Source organism: Pseudomonas sp. GM60 (assembly GCF_000282415.1).
Taxonomy (GTDB): Bacteria; Pseudomonadota; Gammaproteobacteria; order Pseudomonadales; family Pseudomonadaceae; genus Aquipseudomonas; species Aquipseudomonas migulae.
This window is the reverse complement of record NZ_AKJI01000024.1, coordinates 44,908-67,954: the sequence shown is the minus strand read 5'-3', so window position 1 is coordinate 67,954 and position 23,047 is coordinate 44,908. Positions and strand designations below refer to the sequence as shown.

The window sequence follows — 23,047 nt, the reverse complement described above, 5'->3', positions numbered from 1 at the left end:
CATGCGCCAGCGTTGTCGGGGATTCACCTTGCTCGAACTGATGATCGTGATTGTTTTGATCGGCGCGCTGTTGGGCATGGTGAGCTTCGCCACCGGGTCGAATCCGGCGCGTCAGGCCCGGCAGGAAGCGCATGGGATCGTGGGCGTAATTCAACAGTTGCGTGAACGCGCAGTGCTCGATGGCCAGGAGTTCGGCTTGCGGCTGAGTGTCGAGGGTTATCGGGTGATGAGGCTCGATGTTCAGGGCTGGGAACCGATGGTGGCTTTTTATCGATGGCCCGAAAACGTGCGGCTACGGCTTGAGCAGGACGGTCATCCGGTAACCCTTGGCGCCGACGATGGACCTCCTCAGTTGCTGATGTTCAGCAACGATGAAACCAGCGTCTTTACGCTGACGTTTGGCAACGACAAAAAGACGTGGCTCAGCCTGTCCAGCGATGGCCTTGGCCAGGTGGTGATCGATGGCTAGCCGGCCGTTTGCTTCACGCATGCGTGGCTTCACCTTGCTGGAAATCATGGTGGCCCTGGCGATCTTTTCGACGCTGGCGGCTGCCGTGTTGTCGGCGAGCCAATATGTGCTCAGGCAAACCGGCGCGGTCGAGGAACGGCTCTTCGGCGCGTGGCTGGCAGACAACCATCTGAATGAACTGCGCCTGCAAACCGGATTGCCCCTCGACCAGCAACAACGGATCGTGTCGATGGATCGCCGCGACTGGTTGCTGCGCCAGCGCATCAGCGTTTCGTCCGACCCGCGCCTGCTCAAGGTCGATGTTGACGTCAGCCTTTCCGGGCGTGAGCAAACCGTACACCGCGCCAGTGGCTGGGTACCTCATCGTGATGAATAAGCAGAGCGGTTTCACCCTGCTGGAACTGGTCATCGCCATGGCGATCTTCGCGTTGCTGGGCCTGGCCAGTTGGGGGCTGTTCGATGGCGTGGTGCGCGTGCAACGAGGGACGACGGAGCATGAGCGTGAGTTCCGAAGCCTGCAACGGGCGGTGGCGGTGATCGAACGGGATGTGCTGCACGCCACCGATCAACCCGTCCTGCTCCAGCAATCGGTGTTGCAGTTGCAGCGCAGCCATTGGCGCAACCCTTTGGACCAGCCGCGCAGCGAGCGCCAGTTGCTGACCTATCGACTCGATAACGGCACGCTGTGGCGTGAAAGTCAGGGGGAGGGGGTGCCGAGCGTGCAGCGGCAAAAACTGCTGGGTGATGTTCGAGACTTGAGTTGGCGGGTGTTTGACGCACAGTCCGGTTGGAGCAGCGATTGGCCATCCGGGCGGGGCGTGAAGCGGCCGATGGCGGTGGAAGTGCAATTCTCTACTGGCCGTTTCGAGGCGATTCGTCGGGTATTGCTGTTGCCCGGCGCGTTGCCATGAGGAGGCATCAACGCGGCATCGCGTTGATCAGCGTGTTGCTGGTCATGAGTCTGGCGTTGTTGATCACCAGCGGCTTGCTGCGCAGCCATCGCCTGTCGCTACACAGCAGCGGCCAGGCCCTGCAGCACATTCAAATGCGCCAACTCGCCGTTGCGGGGGAAAGCTGGGCGCTTTTGCGCTTGCGGGACGCGGCGCAGGGCTCGCAAAAAACCGTCGATCTGACCCAGGACTGGGCGCGGATGACTCCCGACTTCGACGTCGAAGGCGCGCAGATCCGCGTTGATATCGAGGACCTCGCCGGGCGCTTCAATCTCAACTCGTTGTTGAGTCAGGGGCAGATCGATCAAGTCACCCTCAACCGCTGGGCGCGCTTGCTCGACGTGCTGGATCTTCCACCGCTGCAACTTGCTCAGGTAGGAGCGTTCCGAGAACTGAGCCAACTGCGCCTGCTGCCGGGGGTTGACGCTCATGTGCTGCGTCAACTTGAGCCTTGGGTGGCGATGTTGCCCGGCCACGCAACGCTGAACGTCAACACGGCCCCGGCGTTGGTGCTGAGGACGCTCGATGACGTGGACGCGACCACGGCTGCGGCGCTGGTTAGTCAGGCTTCGACGACTGGATGGGCCAGCGCTCAGGCCTTTACGCAAGACCCGCTGCTCTCCGGTGCAGGCCTGAGCAGTCATGGACTTGGCACCGGCAGCCGCTGGTTCCGCATCACGGTGCAGGTCACTCAGGGACAGCGCCGATTGCGGCTGGCCACGGAGGTCGAACGCGACGCCGACACGCACCAATTCAACGTTCTGCAACGACGCCTTCTTCCTTCGACTGCCCACGAGATGCCGCAATGAATACCTGGCTTTACCTGACAGCCGAGGGCCTGGGCGAGCCGTCGACAGACTGGCCTTGCTGCGTCTGGTCCTCGACTGGGCAACGCCAGTCCATGCCCTTGAATCAAGCGGCACAGGTGCTGAACGGGCAGGCGGTCGATGTGCTGCTGCCCATGGAATTGTGCAGCTGGGTGCGCAGCGCTCCGTGGCCTTCCAAACGCCAACCCGGCGCGCAAGCCGTCGCGTTTGCCGTGGAAGATCAATTGAGCGAGGTGTTGGAAAAGCTGCACCTGAGCATCGGCGCTCGCGATCAGGAAGGGCGTTATCCGGTCATGGTGATCGACCGTCAGCGGTTTGCCGCGATGCTCGCGTTACTGGCCGAAGAGGGCGTCGAGGTGCGTTCGGTGTTCGTCGATGCCGATGTCTTGCCCCTGGATCAGGCACTCGGTGTTTGGTGGTTCGGTCGATGGCTGGTCGGCGGAGGGCTGCCGGCCCGCCTGGCGTTGACGGACGACGGGTTGACGTTGCTGGGACCGGCCTTGCCCGCAGGGATTCAATGGGTCGACGCGCGTCAGGGTGCGACGGATGTCGATCAATACCTGGCCCACCGTCCCGCGCAGGCCATCAATCTGCTGCAGGGCGAATTCGCCCTGCGCAACAAACGTCTGCCCTGGCGCCTCGGTGGTTTGACGATCCTGACGCTGCTGTTGCTGACCTGGGGCGCCAGCGCTGCGCGAATCCATTTTATGGAGAGTGAAACACGCAGGCTCTACAGCCAGAACGAGCAACGGTTCAAGACGCTTTACCCCGAGCAGAGCCGCATCGTCGATCTGGCAACGCAGCTCAACGCGCTTCAACAGCAGACCGCCGAGCCGCAGCGCACACGCGTCGCCGAGCTGGTGACGCTGGTTGAACAGGTGATTGGCGCAAGCAATGTCGAGGTCCGGCGCATCGAATTCCGTGCCGGCGATGGCTGGAAAATCCAGCTGAGCGCCAACAGCTTTGCCGAGCTGGAGCAACTGCGCGAGCGTGGGCGACAACAAGGCGTGCCACTGCGGCTCGACAGTGCGAGCAAAGAGCGCGACCGCGTACAGGCGACCCTGACAGTGGAGGACCGAACATGAAAGCGGCCTGGCAACGGCTGTCCCTTCGCGAGCAACGACTGTTGCTGGCCATGGGCGCATTTTTATTGGCTGTCGTGGCGTTCAGCCTGATCTGGCAACCGACACGCCAACGCCTGGAAACCATGGAGCGCCAGCACCAACAGCAACTGGCCGTGTCTGCGCAACTGCAACGGGCACAACCGCGAAGCACCCCGCCCGTCGTCAGCCATCAGTCGTTGTCGCTGCGTGTCAGCGAAAGCGCCACAGAAGTGGGGTTTGAGATCCATCAGATGGACACCGACAACGACGTGTTGCGCCTGACCCTCAGCGGCGACGCGCAGGCGTTGTTGCAATGGCTGGACCGCACCGAACGTGACGGCGTCGCCTTGCAATCGCTGACCCTGGAAAAGCGTGACGCGGTGCTTGAGGCACGGGTGGTGCTCAGGTAGTCGAACCATTCCCCGGCAGCAGCGGCAGGCGGGCCAGTTTCAACGCAACCAGCAACGCCACCACCAGCAGCGCACCGATGAACACGCCAATCCCGTTCCACCCGCCGAGGTGCCAGAACACACCGCCCGCCGTACCGGCAATGCTCGACCCGGCGTAGTAACTGAACAAGTACAACGACGATGCCTGACCCTTGGCCTTCGTGGCGCGACGGCCGATCCAGCTGCTGGCCACCGAGTGCGCGCCGAAGAAACCGAAGGTGAAAATCAGCATGCCGATGATCACCACGGGCAACGGCGTAAGCATGGTCAGGGCGAGACCGGCGAGCATCAGCACGATAGTCGACCAGAGCATTTTGCGGCGTCCGAGTTTGTCGGCCAGCGAACCGATTTTCGCCGAGCTGTAGATGCCCGACAGGTACACCACCGACAGCAGCCCGACAAAGGCCTGGTCCATGTGGTACGGCTCGGCCAGCAGGCGATAGCCGATGTAGTTGAAGAGCGTGACGAACGCGCCCATCAGCACGAACGCTTCTAAGAACAACAGCGGCAAACCGGCGTCGCGAAAGTGCATGGTGAAACCGTCGAGCAGGCTGCGCGGGTGCAGCGAGCGGGCGCGGAAGTTGCGCGATTCGGGGAGGATTTTCCAGAACACCGCCGCCGCGATCAGTGCCAGGCCGCCGATCACCAGCATCGCCGTGTGCCAGCTGACGAAGTCGATCAACACCCCGGTAATCAAACGCCCGCACATCCCGCCAATCGCGTTGCCGCCGATGTACAGGCCCATCGCCAGGCCGATGTGTTGCGGGTGGATCTCTTCGCTCAGGTAGGTCATGGCGACTGCCGCCAGGCCACTCAACGACAACCCGATCAACGCGCGCATCACCAGCACGCCGTGCCAGCTCGGCATCATGGAACTGGCGATGGTGCACAGCGCCGCGGCAAACAGCGCCGCCACCATCACCGGTTTGCGCCCGACCCGGTCCGAGATCGGCCCGGTGATCAGCAGGCCGATAGCGAGCATGGCCGTGGCCACCGACAGAATCAGGCTGCTCTGCGCCGCGTTGATCGAATATTCGTGGGACAGCAGCGGCATCATCGGTTGCACGCAGTACAGCAGCGCGAAGGTCGCAAAGCCGCCAGAGAACAGCGCCAGTACCGTGCGCATGAACATCGGCGTGCCCTTTTCGATGTAGATCTCCTTCAGTTCAGAGGCGACATCGTCCAGCGCGGCGGGCGGAACTTCATGGGCGAGTGGGGCGACAGCAGTTTTCACTTCAGACCTCGGGGGAGCGCAGCCGGTCAGGCAATGAAAAAAGCATATAGCTGCCTAATGATTCAATCCAATATATTGTTCGACCTGTTTGAGAGGTTTTACGACCTAATGGAGTTTTCATGGAATTGCGTCATCTGCGCTACTTCATTGCCGTCGCCGAAGAACTGCACTTCGGCCGCGCCGCCCAGGTGCTGGGCATCTCGCAACCGCCGCTGAGCCAGCAGATTCAGGCGCTGGAGCAGGAAGTCGGTGCGCGATTGTTCGAGCGTACCAATCGTCGGGTCGAGCTCAGTGAGGCCGGGCGATTGTTTCTGGAAGAAGCCCGGTTGGTGCTGGCGCAGGTCGACAAAGCGGCGGATGTGGCGCGGCGGGCGCAGCTCGGTGAGTTGGGCGAACTCAAAATCGGTTTCACCTCGTCGGCACCGTTCAACTCGACCATTCCCCAGGCGATTTTTTCATTCCGCCAGCGGTTCCCGGCGGTGCACCTGAACCTGCGGGAAATGAGCAGCACCCAGGTGGCCGAAGCGCTGGTGGACGAGTCGATCGAGGTCGGGATCATGCGGCCGTTGGGTTTGCCGGATTCGCTCAGCGTGGTGGAGTTGATGCGCGAGCCGCTGGTGGCCGTGCTCAGCTCCAAACATCCGCTGGTGCAGGACAGTGAAGAGGGAATATTCCTGTCAGCTCTGGCCCTGGAACCGTTCGTATTTTTCCCACGTAGTTACGGCAGTGGTCTGTACGCACAATTGCTCAGCCTGGCGCGGGATGCCGGTTTCAGCCCGCACTTTGCGCAAGAGGCGGGTGAGGCGATGACCATTATCGGGTTGGTGGCGGCGGGGCTCGGCGTGTCGGTGCTGCCGGCGTCTTATCAGCGGATGCGGATTGATGGCGTTGTGTACAGACCTCTGCTCGACCCTGCAGCGGTTTCGGCGGTGTGGCTGGTGCAGCGCAAGGATCAGAAATCGCCAATGGCCAAGGCGTTTGTGGACCTGCTGACGCGCAAGGTCGAACCCCTCAAATCATGAACGACACAAACCTGTAGGAGCCGGCTTGCTGGCGATGGCGGAATATCAGGCGACATCGATGTTGAATGATCCACCGCTATCGCCAGCAAGCCGGCTCCTACAGGTTTTGTATTCTTTCTGTAGCAGTTGTGGGACGTTTCCTAAGACGGCTTCCGGGAGGCTACAACACCTTGCGGCAGCGCCTACAACTACGCCAGAATCCGCCGGCTTGTGCGCTTTGGGGGCCATCGGTAACTTGGTTCGCATCACTGATTTCCAGTGATCGGGTTTAGTAGCCCGTGGTTTTGCGAAGCGTATTTGCGTTCCATACAGTCAGGTATTTCGATACCTGCGCTCGATGGCAGCAGTGCGCAGGGCGCCTTCGGGCGCGCCGGCTTCGCGCTTCCCCGGTCTACTAACCTGCGCACAGCTGCCACCCTTTTGATTAGTAGCAATTCGGTGGCTCCTCTTTCAAGGAAGCCGGAATATGACTAAAACAAAAAATCCACCGGACATTGATCCGGATGCTCCACGTCAACCAAGCAAAATCTTCCTCATCAATCCCGATATCGACAACCAGACCCTGCTGGAATACGCCTGTGAATCCTTGGCATCAGCGAATGTCATGGCGAGCGATTTCGTGAGATATCTGGAAGGATCGCATTGCAACACGCTGCTGGGCATTCAGCAGTCAATCATGCTCGGGGAGTTGGCGGTGAACCGAGTGCTGGATAACCTTGATCCACCCTAACTGTCACCACTTGATTGATCGTTCCGAAAGGGGCTTGTGAGGCTTTAAAGATCCTGGGCAACCAGCCATCGCCGAGAATTCAAGGTTTATCACTGAGTACTTCACACTCGGGGATCGGCGGTGGCTTGGGACTTCCATGGCACAGTGAGTACACCTGCTCCCACCCTGCTTCAATTTCATCGAAGGGTACCCACGGTTTGGCAACCGAAAGGGTAATGAGATAGCGTTCTTCGGTCGGATTTCTGGAATCACTAAACTGTCCTAGAAGCAGCATTGCTTGATACTTGTCTCCTGCCTGCCAAAAGGATCTCCCTGATCGCTCACTGTCCCGAAGCCAGGCTCGCCATTCCAGTGTATCGGCAATGGTAGGGTTGCTCCGCAGGCCCCTCGCCACCCAGCCTTTTTCGCGCCATTGGTCCTGTAAGTCGAGAACGACCTTGAGGGCATCATCGAGCAGCAACGGTTCTATTTGAGGTGACATGCGGATGTCGTCAATGACATTGTCGTCGAATCCAACCGTGAAAAAGCGAGCCAGAGGCGTGACGAACCCGAACTGCGGGTCGATGAATCGCATTCGTGCATCCACCATAGGAACTCCGAGCCACAGGTGCCCACGGATTAACGGGCTAAAAGAGGCTGAAGAGCGATTACGCATCTCTTCATACGTTCCGCCTATCTCCACGGCGACTTCCGGTTCATCCCACAAAGGCTGTCTCAGTTGGTGTATGGCGGCCAGCGCCAAAACAGCCAGAAGCAACCAGCCTGCTCCTCGGCGCCAGCTGCGTAAGTTCATGCCTCGCCACCGGAGGCGATTTCTCGAATCGACTGCTCTAATGCCCTTCGGTTACTGTCGTTTAACATGTCATTAAATCTCGCCGCAGCCCTGAGTACGAAAAGCATGCGTTGCTTGATGTCCGACAAATCCGCCAGCGGGTTGGAACTAAAACCGATGGTGCGTTCGTCCTCAACGCTTTGGCATTGGCTCGTGAGGGTCAACTCGATAGCCTGAGCCACGCCAGTAGGAAAACCGGTCACGTAGGCAGCATGATTGGTACGCAGCAATGCCACCAATTGCTGGTCCTCGTAAATGGCTGGCTGGAGGATGTTGCGCTGCTCATGCCACGCCAGAAACTCCACGCTTGGGGCAATATCCCCTTCATCAATCAACTCGAAAGCACGAATAATTTCCTGATGAAATTGTCCAAAGCGGAGCTTTTTCTGCCCCGCTGGCCAAAGCACTGGCCACTTCGGATGTCCGTAAATCCCCGCTCGCACTTCCAGGCATTTCTTCAACTCCTTCAAGCCTCGCTTCGCATAGAACTCATGCAGCGGGAAAATATCCAGAAACAGCGTGGTGTTCCCCAGCGCCATCATGTCGTGGACATGCCGGAACTGTTGCTGCACCAACGACAAGTCATTTCCCTTGAAACGGAGATCTACGGACGGAACCGGGTTACGCGCATCCGCTTCGTTGTAGTCACGCAGCGCTTCGGCCTGTTCGGCCATCCTGTCAGGTGTAAACAACCCGAATTCACTACGGCTATCTCGCACGCGCTGTCGGGATTGATGTTCCGCGCCAATACGCCCAATGCTGTCCGCCGCATGCAGCAGTCCGCAGCCAACCTGCTTGGAAGCAAACGCCGCGAGCCCGGCCCACTGGAATCTCGAGTCATGCAGCCACAGCCGAGCATAAGCGGCATTTATCACACGATTGCGTTCCATGGGGTCAGCGATCAGAACCCCGCCGGGGGCAACGATTTCTTCGGCTTCGCGTTGGTAGATACGCCAAAGGCATGCGCACGTGAGGATGGGGACGTCGGTCACCATGGTCTTGACGCCGTAAAGCAGTTCTTCTTTGCATTCACAGTCAGCAACGGGCGTGCTGTTGTGGTTCAGGCGTTGTTCATCGCAGGGGTGTACTTTGAAACACTGAGTCATGTCTGGAGGACTGCCTATCAGGGAATTCTTGAACCCTAACAGCCATAAATCCCGCTCAGATCAGGCAGACGAAAAATCAGAAGTCACTGGCAGATGAGATGCGCAAAGCGCGAGGAAATTACGATGAGGCGTGTAGGAAATATCCTCAAGCGCCTCGTCCATCGTCGAAAACCAGCTTTTTTGTTGGGGGGAGTAAATGATCGCCGCAAGCGGCGATCATTTGATTTCGCTTAAACCCAGCGCTTGAAGATCAGCGAGGTGTTGACGCCGCCAAACGCGAAGTTGTTGTTCATCACATACTGATTGCTCATCTGCCGAAACTCGCCGCGCAGGTAATCGAGCTTGCCGCAGTGCGGATCGACCTCATCGAGGTTGAAGGTGTGTGCGTACAAATCGCGGTTCATCATTTCGATGCTGAACCAGGATTCCAGTGCACCGCAGGCGCCGAGGGTGTGGCCGAGGAAGCTCTTCTGTGAACTGATCGGCATGTGTTCGCCGAACAGGCTGCTGGTCGCCAGTGTTTCAGCGATGTCGCCCTGTTCGGTCGCGGTGCCGTGACCGTTGACGTAGCCGATGTCCGATGGCTGCAAACCGGCGTCTTCCAGGGCCAGCTCCATCGCGCGGCGCATGGTGGCCTGCTCTGGACGGGTGGTGTGCTGGCCGTCGGCGTTGCTGCCGAAGCCGACGAGTTCGGCGTGTATGTGTGCGCCGCGTGCCAGCGCGTGTTCGAGCTCTTCCAGCACCAGCATGCCGCCGCCTTCACCGATCACCAGGCCATCGCGACCGCTGTCGTAAGGGCGTGGTGACGTCTGCGGCGCGTCGTTTTTCAGGCTGGTGGCGTAGAGCGCGTCGAAGACCATGGCTTCGGTGGGGCACAGCTCTTCGGCGCCGCCGGCGAGCATCAATGGCAAGCGGCCGAACTTGATCGATTCGTAGGCATAACCGATGCCTTGGCTGCCACTGGTGCAAGCGCTGGAGGTCGGGATCAATCGGCCGGTGAGGCCGAAAAAGATGCTGATGTTCGCCGCCGTGGTGTGCGGCATCATGCGCACGTAGGAGTTGGCGTTCAGGCCTTCGGCCACCGAGTTGAGCAGCATGTTGCCGAATGCCTTGATTTCGTCGGTGCTGCCGGTGGATGAGCCGCAGGCGACGCCCATGCGCCCGTCCTTGATCGAAGGGTCACCGAGCAAACCGGCATCGGCCAATGCCTGTTCCGCCGCGCCGACGGCCAGGCGCGAGACGCGGCCCATGCTGCGCAGTTGTTTGCGGGTCCAGTGGCTCGGCACTTTGAAATCATCAATGGGACCTGCCAGGCGCGTGTTGAGCTCGGTGAAACGGTCCCACTCGTCCATGCGGCGGATGCCGCTGCGGTTGGCTGCGAAGTTGCCGGCGATGGTCTCCCAATCGCTGCCCAGTGAGGTGATGCCGGCCATGCCGGTGACGACGACGCGCTTCATCAGCACAGGCCTCCGTTGACGGCCAGAACCTGCCGGGTGATGTACGACGCTTCCGCCGACATCAGGAAATTCACCGCGCCGGCCACCTCTTCCGGGGTGCCCATGCGCTGTGCGGGAATCATTTTCATCAGTTCTTCCACTGGCACGTTTTCGTCGAGCATGGCGGTGTCGATCAGGCCGGGTGCGACGCAATTGACGGTGATTTTGCGCTTGCCCAGTTCAATCGCCAACGCTTTTGCCGCGCCGATCAAACCGGCCTTGGAGGCACTGTAATTGACCTGCCCGCGATTGCCGATCAAACCGGAAACCGAGGTGATGCAAACGATTCGCCCGGCGGCGCGACGACGGATCATCGGCATCATCACCGGGTGCAGCACGTTGTAGAAACCGTCGAGGTTGGTGCGCATCACCACATCCCAATCATCCTCGCTCAGCGCCGGAAAAGCACCGTCACGCGTCAGGCCGGCGTTGAGCACCACGCCGTAATAGGCGCCATGGCTTTCCACGTCGGCTTCGAGAATGGCTTTGCAGCTGGCGCGGTCGGACACGTCGAATTGCAGGACGCGCACGTTTCGGCCAATCGCTTCGATTTCGGCTTTCACCGCGAGGGCGTCAGCAAGCCCGCTGCGGCAATGCAGCACGATGTCATGCCCGGCCTGAGCCAGACGCAACGCGATAGCGCGGCCGATGCCACGGCTGGAACCGGTGACCAGTACGGATTCAGTCATGCCTGCGTTCCTTGTGAAAAGCCTTGTGGAGTTTCATGAAGATATTGAGCGGCTTGCGGTGGACGAAACACGTTCAGACGGGCGGTAGCGTGAATGCCGGGGGCGTTGATGTGGCATTCGAACACGCCCATGCCGTTGTCGTCTTCCAGCGAACGCAGACCATGGATAGTCAGCTCGGTGCCGGCGGGAAAGTGTTCGACATTGCATTCGAATTTGCGGGTGCCGAGCAGGAAGCCCAGCTCCACCGCATCACCTCGCTGGCGCGCATGGCAGCCGGCGAAGGCGGCGACGCTCTGGGCCATCAGTTCGATGCCGACCCACGCCGGCAGGCTGCCGTCGGGACGGTTGAACAGGCCATCGGGCTTGACGGTGAGGCGGGTGTGGATCTGCTCGTCATCGAACGCGAGGATCTGATCGATGAGGATCATGTCGCCAGCGTGCGGCAGCAGTTCGGCGAGCGGCCAGTCAATCATGGGGCGTCTCCGATAATCAGGCTGACGTTATTGCCACCGAAGGCAAAGGAATTGCTCATCAGGTAGCGAGGTGCAATGGACGCCAGGCGATCGGCCGGGGTCACCCAATTCAGGGCTGGCAGTTGCGGGTCAGGCTGGCCGTCCCAGACATGTGGCGGCAACGTATGTTTTTGATTGTCAGCGCTCAGGCTCAACCAGCAGAACGCCGCTTCCAGCGCGCCGGCCGCGCCGAGGGTGTGACCGGTCATCGGTTTGGTCGAAGAACACGGCACGCCGGCCGGAAACAAGGCGGACACCGCGAGGCTTTCCATGGCGTCATTGTGTTGCGTGGCGGTGCCGTGCAGGTTCAGGTAACCGATCTGTTCGGGTTGCAGGTTTGCGCGGCCCAGGGCCTTGCGCATCGCTTGCAGGGCGCCACGGCCGGCCGGTTCCGGCGCGGAAATGTGGTGCGCATCTGAGCTGGCGCCACTGCCGAGCAGTGCAATCGATGGTTTATCGCCAGGCACTTTGGTCATCAGGAACAGCACCGCCGCTTCGCCGATGTTGATGCCGTTGCGGTTGACCGAAAACGGGTTGCAACGTTGTTCGGACACCGCTTCCAACGCCGAGAAGCCGTTGAGGGTCAATTTGCACAAACTGTCGACGCCGCCGCACAACACCGCGTCGCACAGGCCCAGGTCCAACAGGCGCTGGGCACTCATCAGTGCCCGGGCGCTGGAGGTGCAGGCGGTGGAAATCACATAAGCCGGGCCGCTGAGTTGCAGCCAGTCGGCAAGGAAATTCGCCGGTGCGCCGAGTTCCTGTTGCTGATAGTCGTAATAGTCCGGGAACTGATGCTCGCGGATGTAATGAGCCAGGCCGCGACTGGCTTCATCGATGCCGGATGTGCTGGTGCCGAGGATCACGCCGATGCGGTCGCGGCCGTAGGTCTGGATCGCCTGATCGATATCGCCGCGGATTTGCAGCGCCGCTTCCAGCAACAACTGATTGTTGCGGGTGCTTTGCTTTACCAGTTCCGCCGGGATCGGCGCCAGTGCACCGCGCACTGCGGCCACCGGCAACGAACGTTCCGGCACCCAGCCAGACTCGCTGCGCATGCCGGAGCAATCGCCGGCAAACAGGTTGCGCGCAACTTCGTGCTTGTCGCGGCCCAGGGCGCAGATCACCCCGAGGGCGTTCAGGTAGGCGGTCATGGTGTCTCACCGGACAGGGGCGTGACTTGGTACGTCGGACCTTTGGGCAGGTTCAATTCAAAGCTCATCGGTTGTGAATAACGGACTTCCCAGTACTCGGGCAGGGAGCGTTGTGCGCCATGCTGCCAGGCCGTTGGGTAGTTGCCGCGCAATTCATCCTTGGGCGTCAGCGCAAACACCAACGCCGCGAACAGCTCACGGGCTTCCGGGTTGGGCGGCAACAGGCCGTCCGCTTGCCATTGACCGTCGATCAGTTTTTGACGCGCCTGTGGAATGCCCAGCAGGTCCATCATCGACCAGCGAATGCCCGGGCCTTCACGCGCAATCACCAGTACCCAATCCTGACGCTGGCCGTCCGCCAGACGCTGGATGTGCAATTGCTGCGGCAACGGCAGGCTCGGGGTTTGCTCGGGCAGCGGTGCCTTGCTGGCGCAGGCGCTGATCAGCAGGACCGCGCCAATGAGCAAAAATCTCAACACCGCCGCATACCCTGTGGGAGTGAGCCTGCTCGCGATGGCGGCCATACAGTCGACATTTATGCTGACTGACACACCGCTATCGCGAGCAGGCTCGCTCCTACAGTTTTGAGTTGCACTAGACATCACACAGCACCTTCAAGCGGTTTGCGCGCCACCACATTGACCAGGGTTTCTTCCCGTTGGCCGAAGGGTTTTGGCTGGCGCAGACCCCAGCGTTCAAGCAGGCCGAAATCCTTGGCGCGACTCCACCACAAGTAAGGATAAGACACGTTGTGCGGGCCGAATTCGAAACCCTGGCGACGAATCATTTCAAGGTACCCCGCGGCGCTCTTCTGCACATGCATCGGATGGCGGAACAACCAGCGGATCACCCAAGTATCAATGTAAGCCTCGGTGGATTCGGCGAACAGCAGATAACCACCGGGCTTGAGCACACGGTAGAACTCGGCGAGCGCTTTGTCCTGTTCCACCAGATGATGGAAGGTCTGGTGGCAGAACAGCAGGTCGACGCTGGCATCCGGCACGGCCAGCGTGGCGCAGTCGCTGCCGATCAACTCCACGTCCATGCCCTGACGGGTGGCTTCTGCGCCGCTCAGGTCGAGGCTGTGCGGGTCGGCGTCCACGCCGATCAGGCGCTGTGGCGCAAAGGTCTGGCGCAGGTACTGGAACGACTTGCCCTGGCCGCAACCGGCATCCAGCAACACCGGATGGGCGGGCAACGGTTCGCTGAACAGGCTGCGCAGGTCATTGATCGCCACACGCAGCACATGGTGCTGCCAGGTGTGGCTGCGCAGGAACCAGAACCCGAAGCGGGTTTCCTCAACGTAGTTGTCGCTCAAGTAGCTCATGTGGCATCCCTTGCACAGAGTTCCGACAGCATCCGCAGTCGGCGTTTCGGTTCGGCGACGAACGGATTGCGTTCATCCCAGGCATAACCGGCGAGGATCGAACTGATCATGCGACGGATGTCCGGCGAGCTGTCCGGATGGAAGATCACGTCCTGGAACGTCCCGGCATACCAGCCTTCAACGTAGCAGCGGAAGGTGTCGACGCCGCGCTTGAGCGGTGTGGCGAACTCGGTTTGCCAGTCGACACGTTCACCTTGCAGCTGGCGATGCAAAACCCCGGCGGCCATGCTCGCCGAACGCATGGCGATGGTCACGCCGGAGGAGAACACCGGGTCGAGAAATTCTGCCGCGTTGCCCAGCAGCGCAAAACCCGGGCCGTGCAGGGTTTTGACGTTGGCCGAATAGCCGCCGATGGTGCGCACCGGTGTATCCCACACCGCGTTGTTCAACACGCTGGAGAGGCTTGGCGTCTCTGCAATGAAACCGCGCAGACAATCGTCCAGATTATAGGCACGACCGGCGAAATGCTCCGCCGCTGCGACCACGCCCACCGAGCAGCGGCCGTTGCTGAACGGGATGGTCCAGAACCAGACATCGCGTTCGGTTGGATGCGTGGTGACGAGGATTTTCGTGCGGTCGAAACCCGGGTGGTCGATGTGGTCTTCGACGTGGGTGAATACCGCTTGGCGCACCGGGAAATTCGAGGGTGCCTCAAGGTCGAGCAGGCGCGGCAGGACGCGGCCGTAGCCGCTGGCATCGAGCATGAAATCAGCCTCGACGTGGTACTCGCTGCCGTCCTCGCGCTGCACGCCGAGCAGCGGTATTTCCCGCTCGACATCGACGCTGACGATCGCTTCGCCATAGCGGATTTCCGCGCCTTGCAGCGCGGCTTGATCGGCCAGCAGTTTGTCGAAATCGGCGCGCTGGACTTGAAACGTGGTCGGCTTGCCGTTGCTGAAGGTGTCGCCGAAATCGAAGGCGCTGTACTGCTCGCCCCAGGCGAACGCCGCACCGGTTTTCAGCTGGAAACCAGCCGCATTGACCGCTTCGAGCATGCCGGCTTCTTCGACGAAATCCAGGCAGTGCGACAGCAGGCTTTCGCCGATGGAGAACCGTGGGAAATGCTGGCGTTCGATCACCAGAACATCGTGGCCCTTGCGCTTGAGCAGCGCGGCGGCGATGGCGCCCGATGGGCCGGCGCCGATGATCACTACCTGACGACGTTCCATTTCAACGATTGGCATGGGGGCTCCTTGCCGGGACGGCAGCTTTCAAAGGGATTCGGTGCATGCCGGCCAATGCCGGCAGCAATGTCGCGATAAGACCCATCAGCATCAGCGCAAAGTACAGCGGCGGGCTGATGAGCTGTTGTTGCAGCAGCAGGTTGAGAAAGACGATCTCGCTCAAGCCGCGAATATTGAGCAGCACACTTTCGCGCCAGCGGCTGGCGCCCGCAAACGAAGCACCGGCCCAGCCAAGTCCCAGCCAGTTGCCCAGCAGTTTGCTGGCAATCGGGAACAGCAGCAGCGCAGCCAGTTGCGCCCAGCTCAGGCTGTCCATGGCGCTGTGGACGTTGATCTGCACGATGCCGAACGTCAGGATCAGCGGGATCGCGATCCAGGTCTGCAGGCGATTCATCCACGCCGCCGGCATTGGCAGCACCAGCGGCACCTTCAGCGCGGCCATGCACAACAAGTAACCGATGCCGACAATCAGCGCATTGAGCTTGTAGTGCTCGGCCACCACCAGCAACGCGAAGAAACACCCGCTGTAGAGCCGTGGCTGGCGCAAGCCGAGTACCCGCAGCAGCAAGGGCACACATGCGCAGACCAAGGGCAGCAGCAAACTGCTCAAGTGCAGGCTGCCTTGGGCGATGGCGAACACGGTCCAGCACGTGAGGTCGATAAGGATCGCGGTTTGTACCAGGCGCCGGGTCGCGGCGACCGGGTAATCGATATGCCGAAGGTACAGGTACAACACCGGAATCGCGGTAATGGCGAATAGCAGGCCGACCGCCAAAGAGCTGATCCACGGCTGTGGCGGCAGCAGCCAGATCGCTGTCGCGAGCCCGCCGGCGAACGGAATGCAGAAACTCGGCAGGGCGATTTTCAGGCTCTGGCGGTCCAGGCGCAGGTCGATCACGTCGCTGAGGATGTAGCCCAGCAATAGCGCGAAACTCAGGCTGTAGAGGTTTTTCAGCCAGATCGGTGCGACCAGCGTCGCGCCGCTCAAGTGCCATTGAGGTTCGATCCAGAAGTACATCAGCAGCGGCAAACCGACGGTGGCCAGCAATAACTGACTGACGATCGGGATCAAACCGAAGTGGCGCCCGACACGCGTGGCCACGGCGAACAGCGCCAGGGCCATTGCCCAGAACAACACGACCATCACGCAGCAGACTCCGCGACCGTGGCCGCTTGCACGTGCCGTCCGGCCCACGGCGCGAGGATGAAGCTGAACGCCAGGCCGAGGCTCACCGACAACCCGAAGTTGCTCACCGCTGGCGTGCTGGACACGGCCAGCAATCCGAACGACAGCCACGTGGTCAACGCCGCCAGCAAGGTGCCCAGCAGGCTGACGGCGGCGCCGCCGACCTGTTCGCGCATGAGGATCGCGTAATCGACGCTGATCGCCGTCACCAGCAGCAGGCCGAACAGGCTGAACAACGTCAGCGGCTGTCCGAGCCAGCCGAGACTGGCGAGGCTGCACAGCGCCGCCAGCAACGGCAGGGCGACGATGCGCAAGGCGCCGCCAAGGCCGAACGGCAGGATCAGCACCAGTACGATCAGCACGCAGGAGGCGAGTTTCAGTTCCGCAGCGCTGATCTGGGTTTTGGCGAACACGTTATTCAATTCGCCCAGACGATCCACCAGTTCCACCCCCGGCAAGTCCAGCGCCTGCACCCGCAGCAGTGCAGGGTTGTTCAGGCCTTGCAGGCTGACCATCGCCGCCACGCCGTCCTCGGTCGGACCCAGCCATAGCGTGCGATAGGGTTCGGCCAGCGGACCGGTCAGTGCGCTGTCGATGTCTTCAACCGGCAGTGCCTGCAGCTTCGCCAATTCGGTTTTCAGTGCTTCGACGGGCACGCCGACGTCGAGCAGCGGTTGCCAGAACGCCGGCAACTTGTTCAGCGCTTCGCGCACTTGCCGTTGCTCGCTGGGCTGGCTGACCAGTTGATTCAGCGACAGATAGCCTTGAAGTTTGTTCAGATTGACCAACTGATCCAGCCGCTCACTCAACGCGGTTTGGCGTTCGAGCAATGCTTGTTGATTGGCCGCTCGCACCAGGAAGAACTGGCTGGTGGGTTGGTAGCCGGTGATGCGCGCAATGGTCTGGGCTTCGTCGGTCAATTGCTGCGGTGCGCCGACCCATTGGCGAATATCGTTTTTGGTATCGAGCTGCAACAGACCGCCCACGCAGAAGGCAATCAGCAGCACCAGCAGCACGGGCGTACGGGCGAATTTCAACAGCCTTTCGCGCAGCGCCAGCAAATACTCGGCGACGCGCAATGGCCATTGCGCCGGGCGCAAATCCGAACCCTTGAGCAGCGCAGGCAACAGGCACACCGCCGACAGGTAGGCGCCGAGCAGGCCGGCGGCGGAGAACACGGCGATCTGGGTCAGGGCCGGGAACGGGGTCCAGGCCAGCGCGAGGTAACCGATGCAACTGGTGATCAGGCTCAGCGTCAGCCCCGGCAAGGTCAGGCGCAACGCCGGCCAGCTGTGCCAGGGTTTCAGGCTCCAGCTCTTGGACAAATAGTGCAGCGGGTAATCGACCGCGACGCCGATCAGGCTGGAGCCGAGCACCAGCGTCATCACATGCATATGGCCGAACAGCGCCACGCACGCCACCGCGCCGAACAGCATGCCCACCAGCACCGGGACGAATGCCAGCAATACGCGCAAACGGCGGAAGGCCAGCAACAACAGCAACAGAATACCGACGGTGGCACCACCGCCGACCCAGGTTATCTCGCGTGTGGCTTGCCGCTGCCCGTTGGCCGCGTAGAGCAAACCGCTGGCGGCCAGCAGTTGCACGTCAGCCTGGGCCGCTTCTTCACGGCTGTGCTTGAGCAGATCGGCCACTTGCAGCGGCAGGTTCATGTCGAAAGCGTTGCCGGTGGTGCGCGCCCGCAGCAACACCCAGCTCTTGCCGTCGGCATCGGCAACCAGCGCGCCGCTGCCAATGTCCAGTTGCACCGAACCGTGTTGCGGCTGGCTGTTCTGGATGCGCCCGGTCAGGCCCAGCCAGTCATCCTGGCTCGCCACCAGGCTGAAACCGGTGAATGGGTCGAACAATGCCTGCACCCGTTGCTGGATGAACGCGTCGGGGTGCTCGATCAATTGCTGGCGATCCGCTGCCGAGAGCATCGCCAACCGGCCTTGCAGCAGTTGCGTGCGCAGCGCCGGCAAGTCGGCTTGCAGGGTCCACTGGACCTTTTCGAACAAACCGCTGGCCTGCCATTGCTCGCCCAGTTTCTGCGCCATGGCGACGGCTTGCTGGCGATCGGTGTGACCGACCAGCACCAGCATTTCGCGGTTCAGCGGCTCTTGCATGCGTTGTTCGGCGCGCAGCTCCAGTGCGTCTGGCGCCGTGCCCGGCACCAGTTCCATCAGGTTGGCGGACAGCGGCGCACCGTCCCGCCATTGCCAACCGGCGAGCGCGAGCACCGCCAGCAGCAGGATCAGAAACAGCCGTGGAAGCGTGCGTTCACTCGGCAAAGTCATGTTGCTCCGCGTCGCTCAACGGTTGGGTGCTGGTGCTGTCCTGCATCCGCAGCAAGGTGCTGTCACCCTGGGTTTCCAGCAGTTCGATGGTGTTCACCAATTCGCCACCGGTGATGTTGATCTGATTGAACACCTGCTTGAGCAGCAGCGAACGCGGGGTCAGCGTCAGTTTCCAGTTCTGCGCCTCACCGCTCAGCGACAGTTCGAAGTCCCGTTGCAGCCCGCTGCTGTCGCCTTGCAGCACGGCGAGGAACAAGCGGTTCTGCTCGGTGCCGGCACTCTTGCCGGGCAGCATTTGCCAGCCGCTGGCGTCACGTCGCGCAATGCCTTTGCCGGTGATGCGGTAATCCTGTTGCAGCGGAGTTTTCAGCAACCACAGCAGACCGTGGTTTTTTGCGAGAACGAAGGTGCCTTTGCTGGTCAGCGGCTGGGGCAGGGCGCGCAGGTGTTTTTCCTGGATGAAGTGGCCGTGGATCACATCGGGTTTGGCCAGTTGATCGCTGAGCTGTTGCAGATCGAAGGCATGGGCCAGGCCTGGAATGCCCAGCAGCAGGCACAACACTGTAGGAGCGAGCTTGCTCGCGAAAAACCTGAGAGCGCCGCGGAGTGTCAGGTGTCCAGCGTCATCGTTAACGACCATCGCCGGCAAGCCGGCTCCTACAGGGGAACGGGGGTGGCAGAAAATCATGACAGGGCCCTTGCGACGGCATCGGTGAAGATTTTTGGCGAAGCCAATTGCATCTCACGGCTGCTCATGTCGACTGCAACCTGCACGGAGACGGCGCGGGTCAAGCGTTCGCCGGTTTCCAGGTCGCTGATCAGGTAGTTGATCTTCAGCCGGTTCTCCCACTCCACCAGATTGGCGCGCACGTTCAGCTTTTGGCCGAACACCGCACCACGCACATAGCGCAATTGCAGGTCGATCACCGGCCAGGCATAGCCCGACTCGGACATGGCCGTGTAGTTGTGGCCGATTTTATCCAGCAGCGCACAACGGGCGATTTCCAGGTACTTGATGTAATGGCCGTGCCAGACCACGTTCATGCTGTCGACGTCAAAGAACGGCACGAGGATTTCCGTATCGGTGTGAAGCACTCCCTTGCTACGCATGCAGCCTCCAGTGTTGCTCGGCAATCCGTTTCAGGCACAGGCGCAATTCACCTTCCAGCGCGCGGTCTTCGATGACCGGCGGGAAGTCCTTGGCCAGCTCTTCATGCATGGCAGCAAGGGCCGGCGGCAACGGGCGCGCGTCCTCGGCCTTGCTGCGCAGCCACACGCCCTGATTGGCGGCGAGCAGCGTGGCGGCGGCGACCTGTTCGGTCAGCTCCAGCACACGAATGGCATCGCGGGCAGCGATGGTGCCCATGCTCACTTTGTCCTGGTTGTGGCATTCGGTGGAGCGTGAAAACACGCTGGCCGGCATGGTGTTTTTCAACGCTTCGGCGGTCCAGGCGCTGGTGCCGATCTGCACGGCTTTGAAGCCGTGGTTGAGCATCGCGCGATCTGCCGTGGCGCCGGAAAGGTTGCTCGGCAAGCCATGGTTGTAACGCTCGTCCACCAGCAACGCGAGTTGACGGTCGAGCAGGTCAGCCACGTTGGCCACCAGGTTTTTCAGGCTGTCCATGGCGAACGCGATGTGGCCGCCGTAGAAATGCCCGCCGTGCAGCACGCGCTCGGCTTCGGCATCGATGATCGGGTTGTCGTTGGCGCTGTTGAGTTCGATCTCGATGAACGAACGCAGCCAGTTCAGGCTGTCGGCCAAGACGCCCAGTACGTGCGGCGCACAGCGCAGGGAATAGCGGTCTTGCAGACGATGCAGCGGCGCGGTCGGCGCGTCGATCGCCAGATCCTTGCGCAGCCACGCGGCGACCTGCATTTGCCCCGGATGCGGTTTGGTGGCGAACAGGCGCTCGTCGAAGTGCTCCGGATTGCCTTGCAGCGCGACCACGTTCAGCGCGGTGATGCGCGTTGCCAGTTGCAGCAGGTAGTCGGCGCGGGCATAAGCCAGGCAGGCGAGGCCGGTCATGACGGCGGTGCCGTTCATCAGCGCCAGCGCTTCTTTGGGGCGCAGTACCAGCGGCTCCCAACCGAGTTCGCGGTGCACATCGGCGGCCTGGCGGCGTTCGCCGCGGAAAATCACTTCGCGCTCGCCGGACAAGGTCGCCGCGACATAGGACAGCGGCGTCAGATCACCGCTGGCGCCCACCGAACCTTCTTCCGGGATCAGCGGCAAAATGTCGTGTTCAAGGAATGCTTGCAGGCGTTCCAGCAGCTCGATGCGAACCCCCGACACGCCGTGGCACAGCGACTGCAAGCGTGCAGCCAGCACCGCGCGAGTGGCTTGGGCGTCGAGCAGTTTGCCCAGGCCGCAACCGTGGAACGTGTACAGATGACGCGGCAACGCTTCGACGTGATGCAGCGGCACCGCGACCACGCAGGAATCGCCGTAACCGGTGGTCACGCCATAAATCACGCCTTCCTTGTCCAGCAGGGAATCGAGGAATCGTGCGCCCTTGGCGATGCGCTCGCGGTACGCAGGGTCAGCCTGCAACTGCGTCGGCACCTGACGGTTGGCCAGGGCCAGCACGTCTTCGATGCGCAAAGGGAGTTCGCCGAAGGTTACCGGCTCAAGCGTTGGCGTCGTCATCGGTCTTCCAGAAAGGGTAAAAGTTGAACCATTGTTGAGGTGCTTCAAGGCAATAGTGACCCAGGCGTTCGGCGTAGCGGGTCGCCCACTGATGAATGACCTGCTCGCGGTCGCTGCGCTTCCAGGTGATCGAGTCGGCGAACGGTTCGAGGGTCAGTCGATAATCGCCGTCGGGTTTCTTCAGGCACAGCATCAGGTTGACCGGGCATTTCAACAGGCCGGCCAACAACCACGGGCCCTGCGGAAACTTTGCCGGATGGCCAAGGAAATCCACGGTCACGCTGCGACCGCCGTGCAACGGCACGCGATCACCGGCAATCGCCAGCCATTCGCCGCGCTCCAGGCGCTCGTGCAGTTGCAGCATGATCACCGGGTCCAGTTCGCTGACCTGAATCAGCCGCAGATTGGTGGCCCCGGCTTCGCCCAGCAGACGGTTGAACTGCTCGGCGTGCTTGGTGTGCACCAGCACGTTCATCGTGACTTTTTCGCCGATCTCCGCCAGTGCGCGGCAGACTTCGAGATTGCCCAGGTGTGCGCCCACCAGCAGTTGCCCGCGGCTGCCACGCAACTGATTGCGCAGCAACGCCGGGTCGACGATTTCGATCTGCTCGATGCTCAACTTGCCGTTCCACACGTCGAGTTTGTCGAGCATCGAATCAGCGAAGGCCATGAACTGGCCGAATACCCGCCAATGGGTCGGGCGCAACTCAGTGCGAGCGCTCCAGTCGGCGAGGCGTTGCTGGTATTGCCAGGCACTGCGGCGAGCGCTGCGCCCGAACAGGAAAAAGTACAGAACGATGCCGTACAACAGCGGGCTCAACAGTCGGCGGCCAAGGACTTTGGCGCCGAACGCAGTGAGCTTCATCAGCCAGAAACTGCCGCGCTCCTCGCGGTCGGCCCAATGCTTTTTGTCGACGTTGCTGCTCATGCTCGCCACCGTCGCCAGAGGATCACCGGCGCCCGCAGCAACATGCCGAAGAACAACCGGGTGTGCATGCTCGAAATCAGCACATTGTCGTGGAACATGCGGAAATGCGAGACGCCGTCCAGCGGGTAATGCACCTTGGTGGGCAACCACTGCATCGGCTGATTGCGCCAGGACAGGCGCACCAGAATGTCCGAGTCGAAGTCCATGCGCTTGCCGACTTTGGCCGATTCGATCACGGCCAGGGTCGGTGACAATGGATAGACGCGGAAACCGCACATGGAATCGCGAATCTGCAACGACAAGGTGTTGATCCACACCATCACGTGCGTCAGGTAGCGGGCATACAACCGACCTTTCGGCACACTGGCGTCGTATTGCGGATAGCCGCAGATCACTTCTCGCGGATGGGTGCGTGAGTGCTCGATGAACGTCGCGACGTCTTGCAGGTCGTGTTGACCGTCGGCGTCCACCTGCAAGGCGTGGCTGAAGCCCAGGCGTGAGGCTTCGCGCAGACCGGTCATGACCGCACCGCCCTTGCCCTGGTTGGCGGCGAGGCGGATCAGGTAGACCATCTCGCGCTCAGCCAGGCGATCGAGCACCTTTGCACAGGCCGGGCTGCTGGCATCGTCCACCAGAATGCACGGCAGGCCGCAGGTAATCAGGGCGTCGACCACCGTGGTGATGGCGGTTTCGTGGTTGTAGACGGGCACGACGGCGCAGGGGTTATGCATGTTGGGTTACACCCGCAAGACCGAGTTGCCTGCATCGCGAGCAGGCTCGCTCCCACACTAGATTCGTGTGCGACGCAGACACCCTGTGGGAGCGAGCCTGCTCGCGATTGAGTG

At 61.3% G+C, this 23,047-nt stretch carries 25 protein-coding genes; 8 read left to right on the top strand and 17 right to left on the bottom strand.

Going from position 1 to position 23,047, the window contains the following annotated elements; all coding sequences use genetic code 11:
• Window position 1: 1 nt before the first annotated feature.
• Genes gspH through PMI32_RS25520 form a run of 6 tightly spaced genes read left to right on the top strand, consistent with a single transcriptional unit; the run spans window position 2 to window position 3,759 of the window.
• Window positions 2-469 (top strand): type II secretion system minor pseudopilin GspH, encoded by a 468-nt coding sequence (gene gspH, locus PMI32_RS25495; protein WP_008025170.1) that lies wholly within the window; start codon window positions 2-4, stop codon window positions 467-469.
• The gene (gene gspI / locus PMI32_RS25500; RefSeq protein WP_008025168.1) at window positions 462-845 is read left to right on the top strand and encodes a type II secretion system minor pseudopilin GspI; all 384 of its coding nucleotides are present in this window, start codon (window positions 462-464) and stop codon (window positions 843-845) included. The genes gspH and gspI overlap by 8 nt, the downstream gene beginning before the upstream one ends.
• A complete protein-coding gene (gene gspJ, locus PMI32_RS25505; protein ID WP_008025166.1) occupies window positions 838-1,380 on the top strand; it encodes a type II secretion system minor pseudopilin GspJ in 543 nt (180 codons plus the stop codon). The genes gspI and gspJ overlap by 8 nt, the downstream gene beginning before the upstream one ends.
• The gene (locus PMI32_RS25510) at window positions 1,377-2,228 is read left to right on the top strand and encodes a type II secretion system protein GspK (RefSeq protein ID WP_008025165.1); all 852 of its coding nucleotides are present in this window, start codon (window positions 1,377-1,379) and stop codon (window positions 2,226-2,228) included. Before gspJ ends, PMI32_RS25510 begins: the two co-directional genes overlap by 4 nt.
• On the top strand, window positions 2,225-3,331 hold the full coding sequence (gene gspL, locus PMI32_RS25515) for a type II secretion system protein GspL (RefSeq protein ID WP_008025163.1): 1,107 nt from the start codon (window positions 2,225-2,227) through the stop codon (window positions 3,329-3,331). Before PMI32_RS25510 ends, gspL begins: the two co-directional genes overlap by 4 nt.
• Entirely contained in the window at window positions 3,328-3,759 is a 432-nt protein-coding gene (locus PMI32_RS25520) for a type II secretion system protein M (protein WP_008025161.1), read from the top strand. The genes gspL and PMI32_RS25520 overlap by 4 nt, the downstream gene beginning before the upstream one ends.
• Here PMI32_RS25520 and PMI32_RS25525 read toward each other — a convergent pair.
• Entirely contained in the window at window positions 3,752-4,984 is a 1,233-nt protein-coding gene (locus tag PMI32_RS25525) for an MFS transporter (protein ID WP_443216495.1), read from the bottom strand. The two genes, PMI32_RS25520 and PMI32_RS25525, sit on opposite strands and share 8 nt — an antisense overlap.
• A gap of 167 nt (window positions 4,985-5,151) precedes the next feature.
• Between PMI32_RS25525 and PMI32_RS25530 the strand changes: the two genes are divergently transcribed.
• Window positions 5,152-6,054, top strand: a complete 903-nt coding sequence (locus tag PMI32_RS25530) for a LysR family transcriptional regulator (RefSeq protein WP_008025158.1) — start codon at window positions 5,152-5,154, stop codon at window positions 6,052-6,054.
• 466 nt (window positions 6,055-6,520) lie between these two features.
• Complete coding sequence (locus tag PMI32_RS25535) at window positions 6,521-6,784, top strand: DUF6124 family protein (protein ID WP_008025157.1); 264 nt, start codon at window positions 6,521-6,523, stop codon at window positions 6,782-6,784.
• Window positions 6,785-6,863: 79 nt separating this feature from the next.
• Here the strand turns inward: PMI32_RS25535 and PMI32_RS0128660 are convergent, their stop codons facing one another.
• The 16 genes from PMI32_RS0128660 to PMI32_RS25605 all read right to left on the bottom strand — a co-directional run bounded on the left by PMI32_RS0128660 (window position 6,864) and on the right by PMI32_RS25605 (window position 22,933).
• Window positions 6,864-7,577 (bottom strand): hypothetical protein, encoded by a 714-nt coding sequence (locus PMI32_RS0128660; RefSeq protein WP_032828584.1) that lies wholly within the window; start codon window positions 7,575-7,577, stop codon window positions 6,864-6,866.
• A complete protein-coding gene (locus PMI32_RS25540; protein ID WP_008025153.1) occupies window positions 7,574-8,722 on the bottom strand; it encodes a DUF2515 family protein in 1,149 nt (382 codons plus the stop codon). Before PMI32_RS25540 ends, PMI32_RS0128660 begins: the two co-directional genes overlap by 4 nt.
• A gap of 230 nt (window positions 8,723-8,952) precedes the next feature.
• Window positions 8,953-10,179, bottom strand: a complete 1,227-nt coding sequence (locus PMI32_RS25545) for a beta-ketoacyl-ACP synthase (RefSeq protein ID WP_008025151.1) — start codon at window positions 10,177-10,179, stop codon at window positions 8,953-8,955.
• Window positions 10,179-10,907: a 3-oxoacyl-ACP reductase FabG gene (fabG, locus tag PMI32_RS25550; RefSeq protein ID WP_008025148.1), complete on the bottom strand. Its 729-nt coding sequence runs from the start codon at window positions 10,905-10,907 to the stop codon at window positions 10,179-10,181. Before fabG ends, PMI32_RS25545 begins: the two co-directional genes overlap by 1 nt.
• Window positions 10,904-11,380: a hotdog family protein gene (locus tag PMI32_RS25555; RefSeq protein WP_008025146.1), complete on the bottom strand. Its 477-nt coding sequence runs from the start codon at window positions 11,378-11,380 to the stop codon at window positions 10,904-10,906. Before PMI32_RS25555 ends, fabG begins: the two co-directional genes overlap by 4 nt.
• A complete protein-coding gene (locus PMI32_RS25560; protein WP_008025144.1) occupies window positions 11,377-12,573 on the bottom strand; it encodes a beta-ketoacyl-[acyl-carrier-protein] synthase family protein in 1,197 nt (398 codons plus the stop codon). Before PMI32_RS25560 ends, PMI32_RS25555 begins: the two co-directional genes overlap by 4 nt.
• Window positions 12,570-13,175, bottom strand: a complete 606-nt coding sequence (locus PMI32_RS0128655; RefSeq protein WP_008025143.1) for a hypothetical protein — start codon at window positions 13,173-13,175, stop codon at window positions 12,570-12,572. The genes PMI32_RS25560 and PMI32_RS0128655 overlap by 4 nt, the downstream gene beginning before the upstream one ends.
• A complete protein-coding gene (locus PMI32_RS25565) occupies window positions 13,175-13,900 on the bottom strand; it encodes a class I SAM-dependent methyltransferase (RefSeq protein ID WP_008025142.1) in 726 nt (241 codons plus the stop codon). The genes PMI32_RS0128655 and PMI32_RS25565 overlap by 1 nt, the downstream gene beginning before the upstream one ends.
• Window positions 13,897-15,144, bottom strand: a complete 1,248-nt coding sequence (locus PMI32_RS25570; RefSeq protein WP_008025141.1) for an NAD(P)/FAD-dependent oxidoreductase — start codon at window positions 15,142-15,144, stop codon at window positions 13,897-13,899. The genes PMI32_RS25565 and PMI32_RS25570 overlap by 4 nt, the downstream gene beginning before the upstream one ends.
• A complete protein-coding gene (locus PMI32_RS25575; protein ID WP_008025140.1) occupies window positions 15,131-16,288 on the bottom strand; it encodes a cation:proton antiporter in 1,158 nt (385 codons plus the stop codon). The genes PMI32_RS25570 and PMI32_RS25575 overlap by 14 nt, the downstream gene beginning before the upstream one ends.
• The gene (locus PMI32_RS25580; RefSeq protein ID WP_008025139.1) at window positions 16,288-18,627 is read right to left on the bottom strand and encodes an MMPL family transporter; all 2,340 of its coding nucleotides are present in this window, start codon (window positions 18,625-18,627) and stop codon (window positions 16,288-16,290) included. The genes PMI32_RS25575 and PMI32_RS25580 overlap by 1 nt, the downstream gene beginning before the upstream one ends.
• Window positions 18,611-19,315, bottom strand: coding sequence for an outer membrane lipoprotein carrier protein LolA (locus tag PMI32_RS25585; RefSeq protein ID WP_008025137.1), 705 nt, complete (start codon window positions 19,313-19,315; stop codon window positions 18,611-18,613). Before PMI32_RS25585 ends, PMI32_RS25580 begins: the two co-directional genes overlap by 17 nt.
• On the bottom strand, window positions 19,312-19,737 hold the full coding sequence (locus PMI32_RS25590) for an acyl-CoA thioesterase (protein WP_008025135.1): 426 nt from the start codon (window positions 19,735-19,737) through the stop codon (window positions 19,312-19,314). The genes PMI32_RS25585 and PMI32_RS25590 overlap by 4 nt, the downstream gene beginning before the upstream one ends.
• Complete coding sequence (locus PMI32_RS25595; protein ID WP_008025133.1) at window positions 19,730-21,274, bottom strand: HAL/PAL/TAL family ammonia-lyase; 1,545 nt, start codon at window positions 21,272-21,274, stop codon at window positions 19,730-19,732. Before PMI32_RS25595 ends, PMI32_RS25590 begins: the two co-directional genes overlap by 8 nt.
• Window positions 21,255-22,202: a lysophospholipid acyltransferase family protein gene (locus PMI32_RS25600; RefSeq protein ID WP_008025131.1), complete on the bottom strand. Its 948-nt coding sequence runs from the start codon at window positions 22,200-22,202 to the stop codon at window positions 21,255-21,257. Before PMI32_RS25600 ends, PMI32_RS25595 begins: the two co-directional genes overlap by 20 nt.
• Entirely contained in the window at window positions 22,199-22,933 is a 735-nt protein-coding gene (locus PMI32_RS25605; protein WP_008025129.1) for a glycosyltransferase family 2 protein, read from the bottom strand. Before PMI32_RS25605 ends, PMI32_RS25600 begins: the two co-directional genes overlap by 4 nt.
• Window positions 22,934-23,047: the final 114 nt, after the last annotated feature.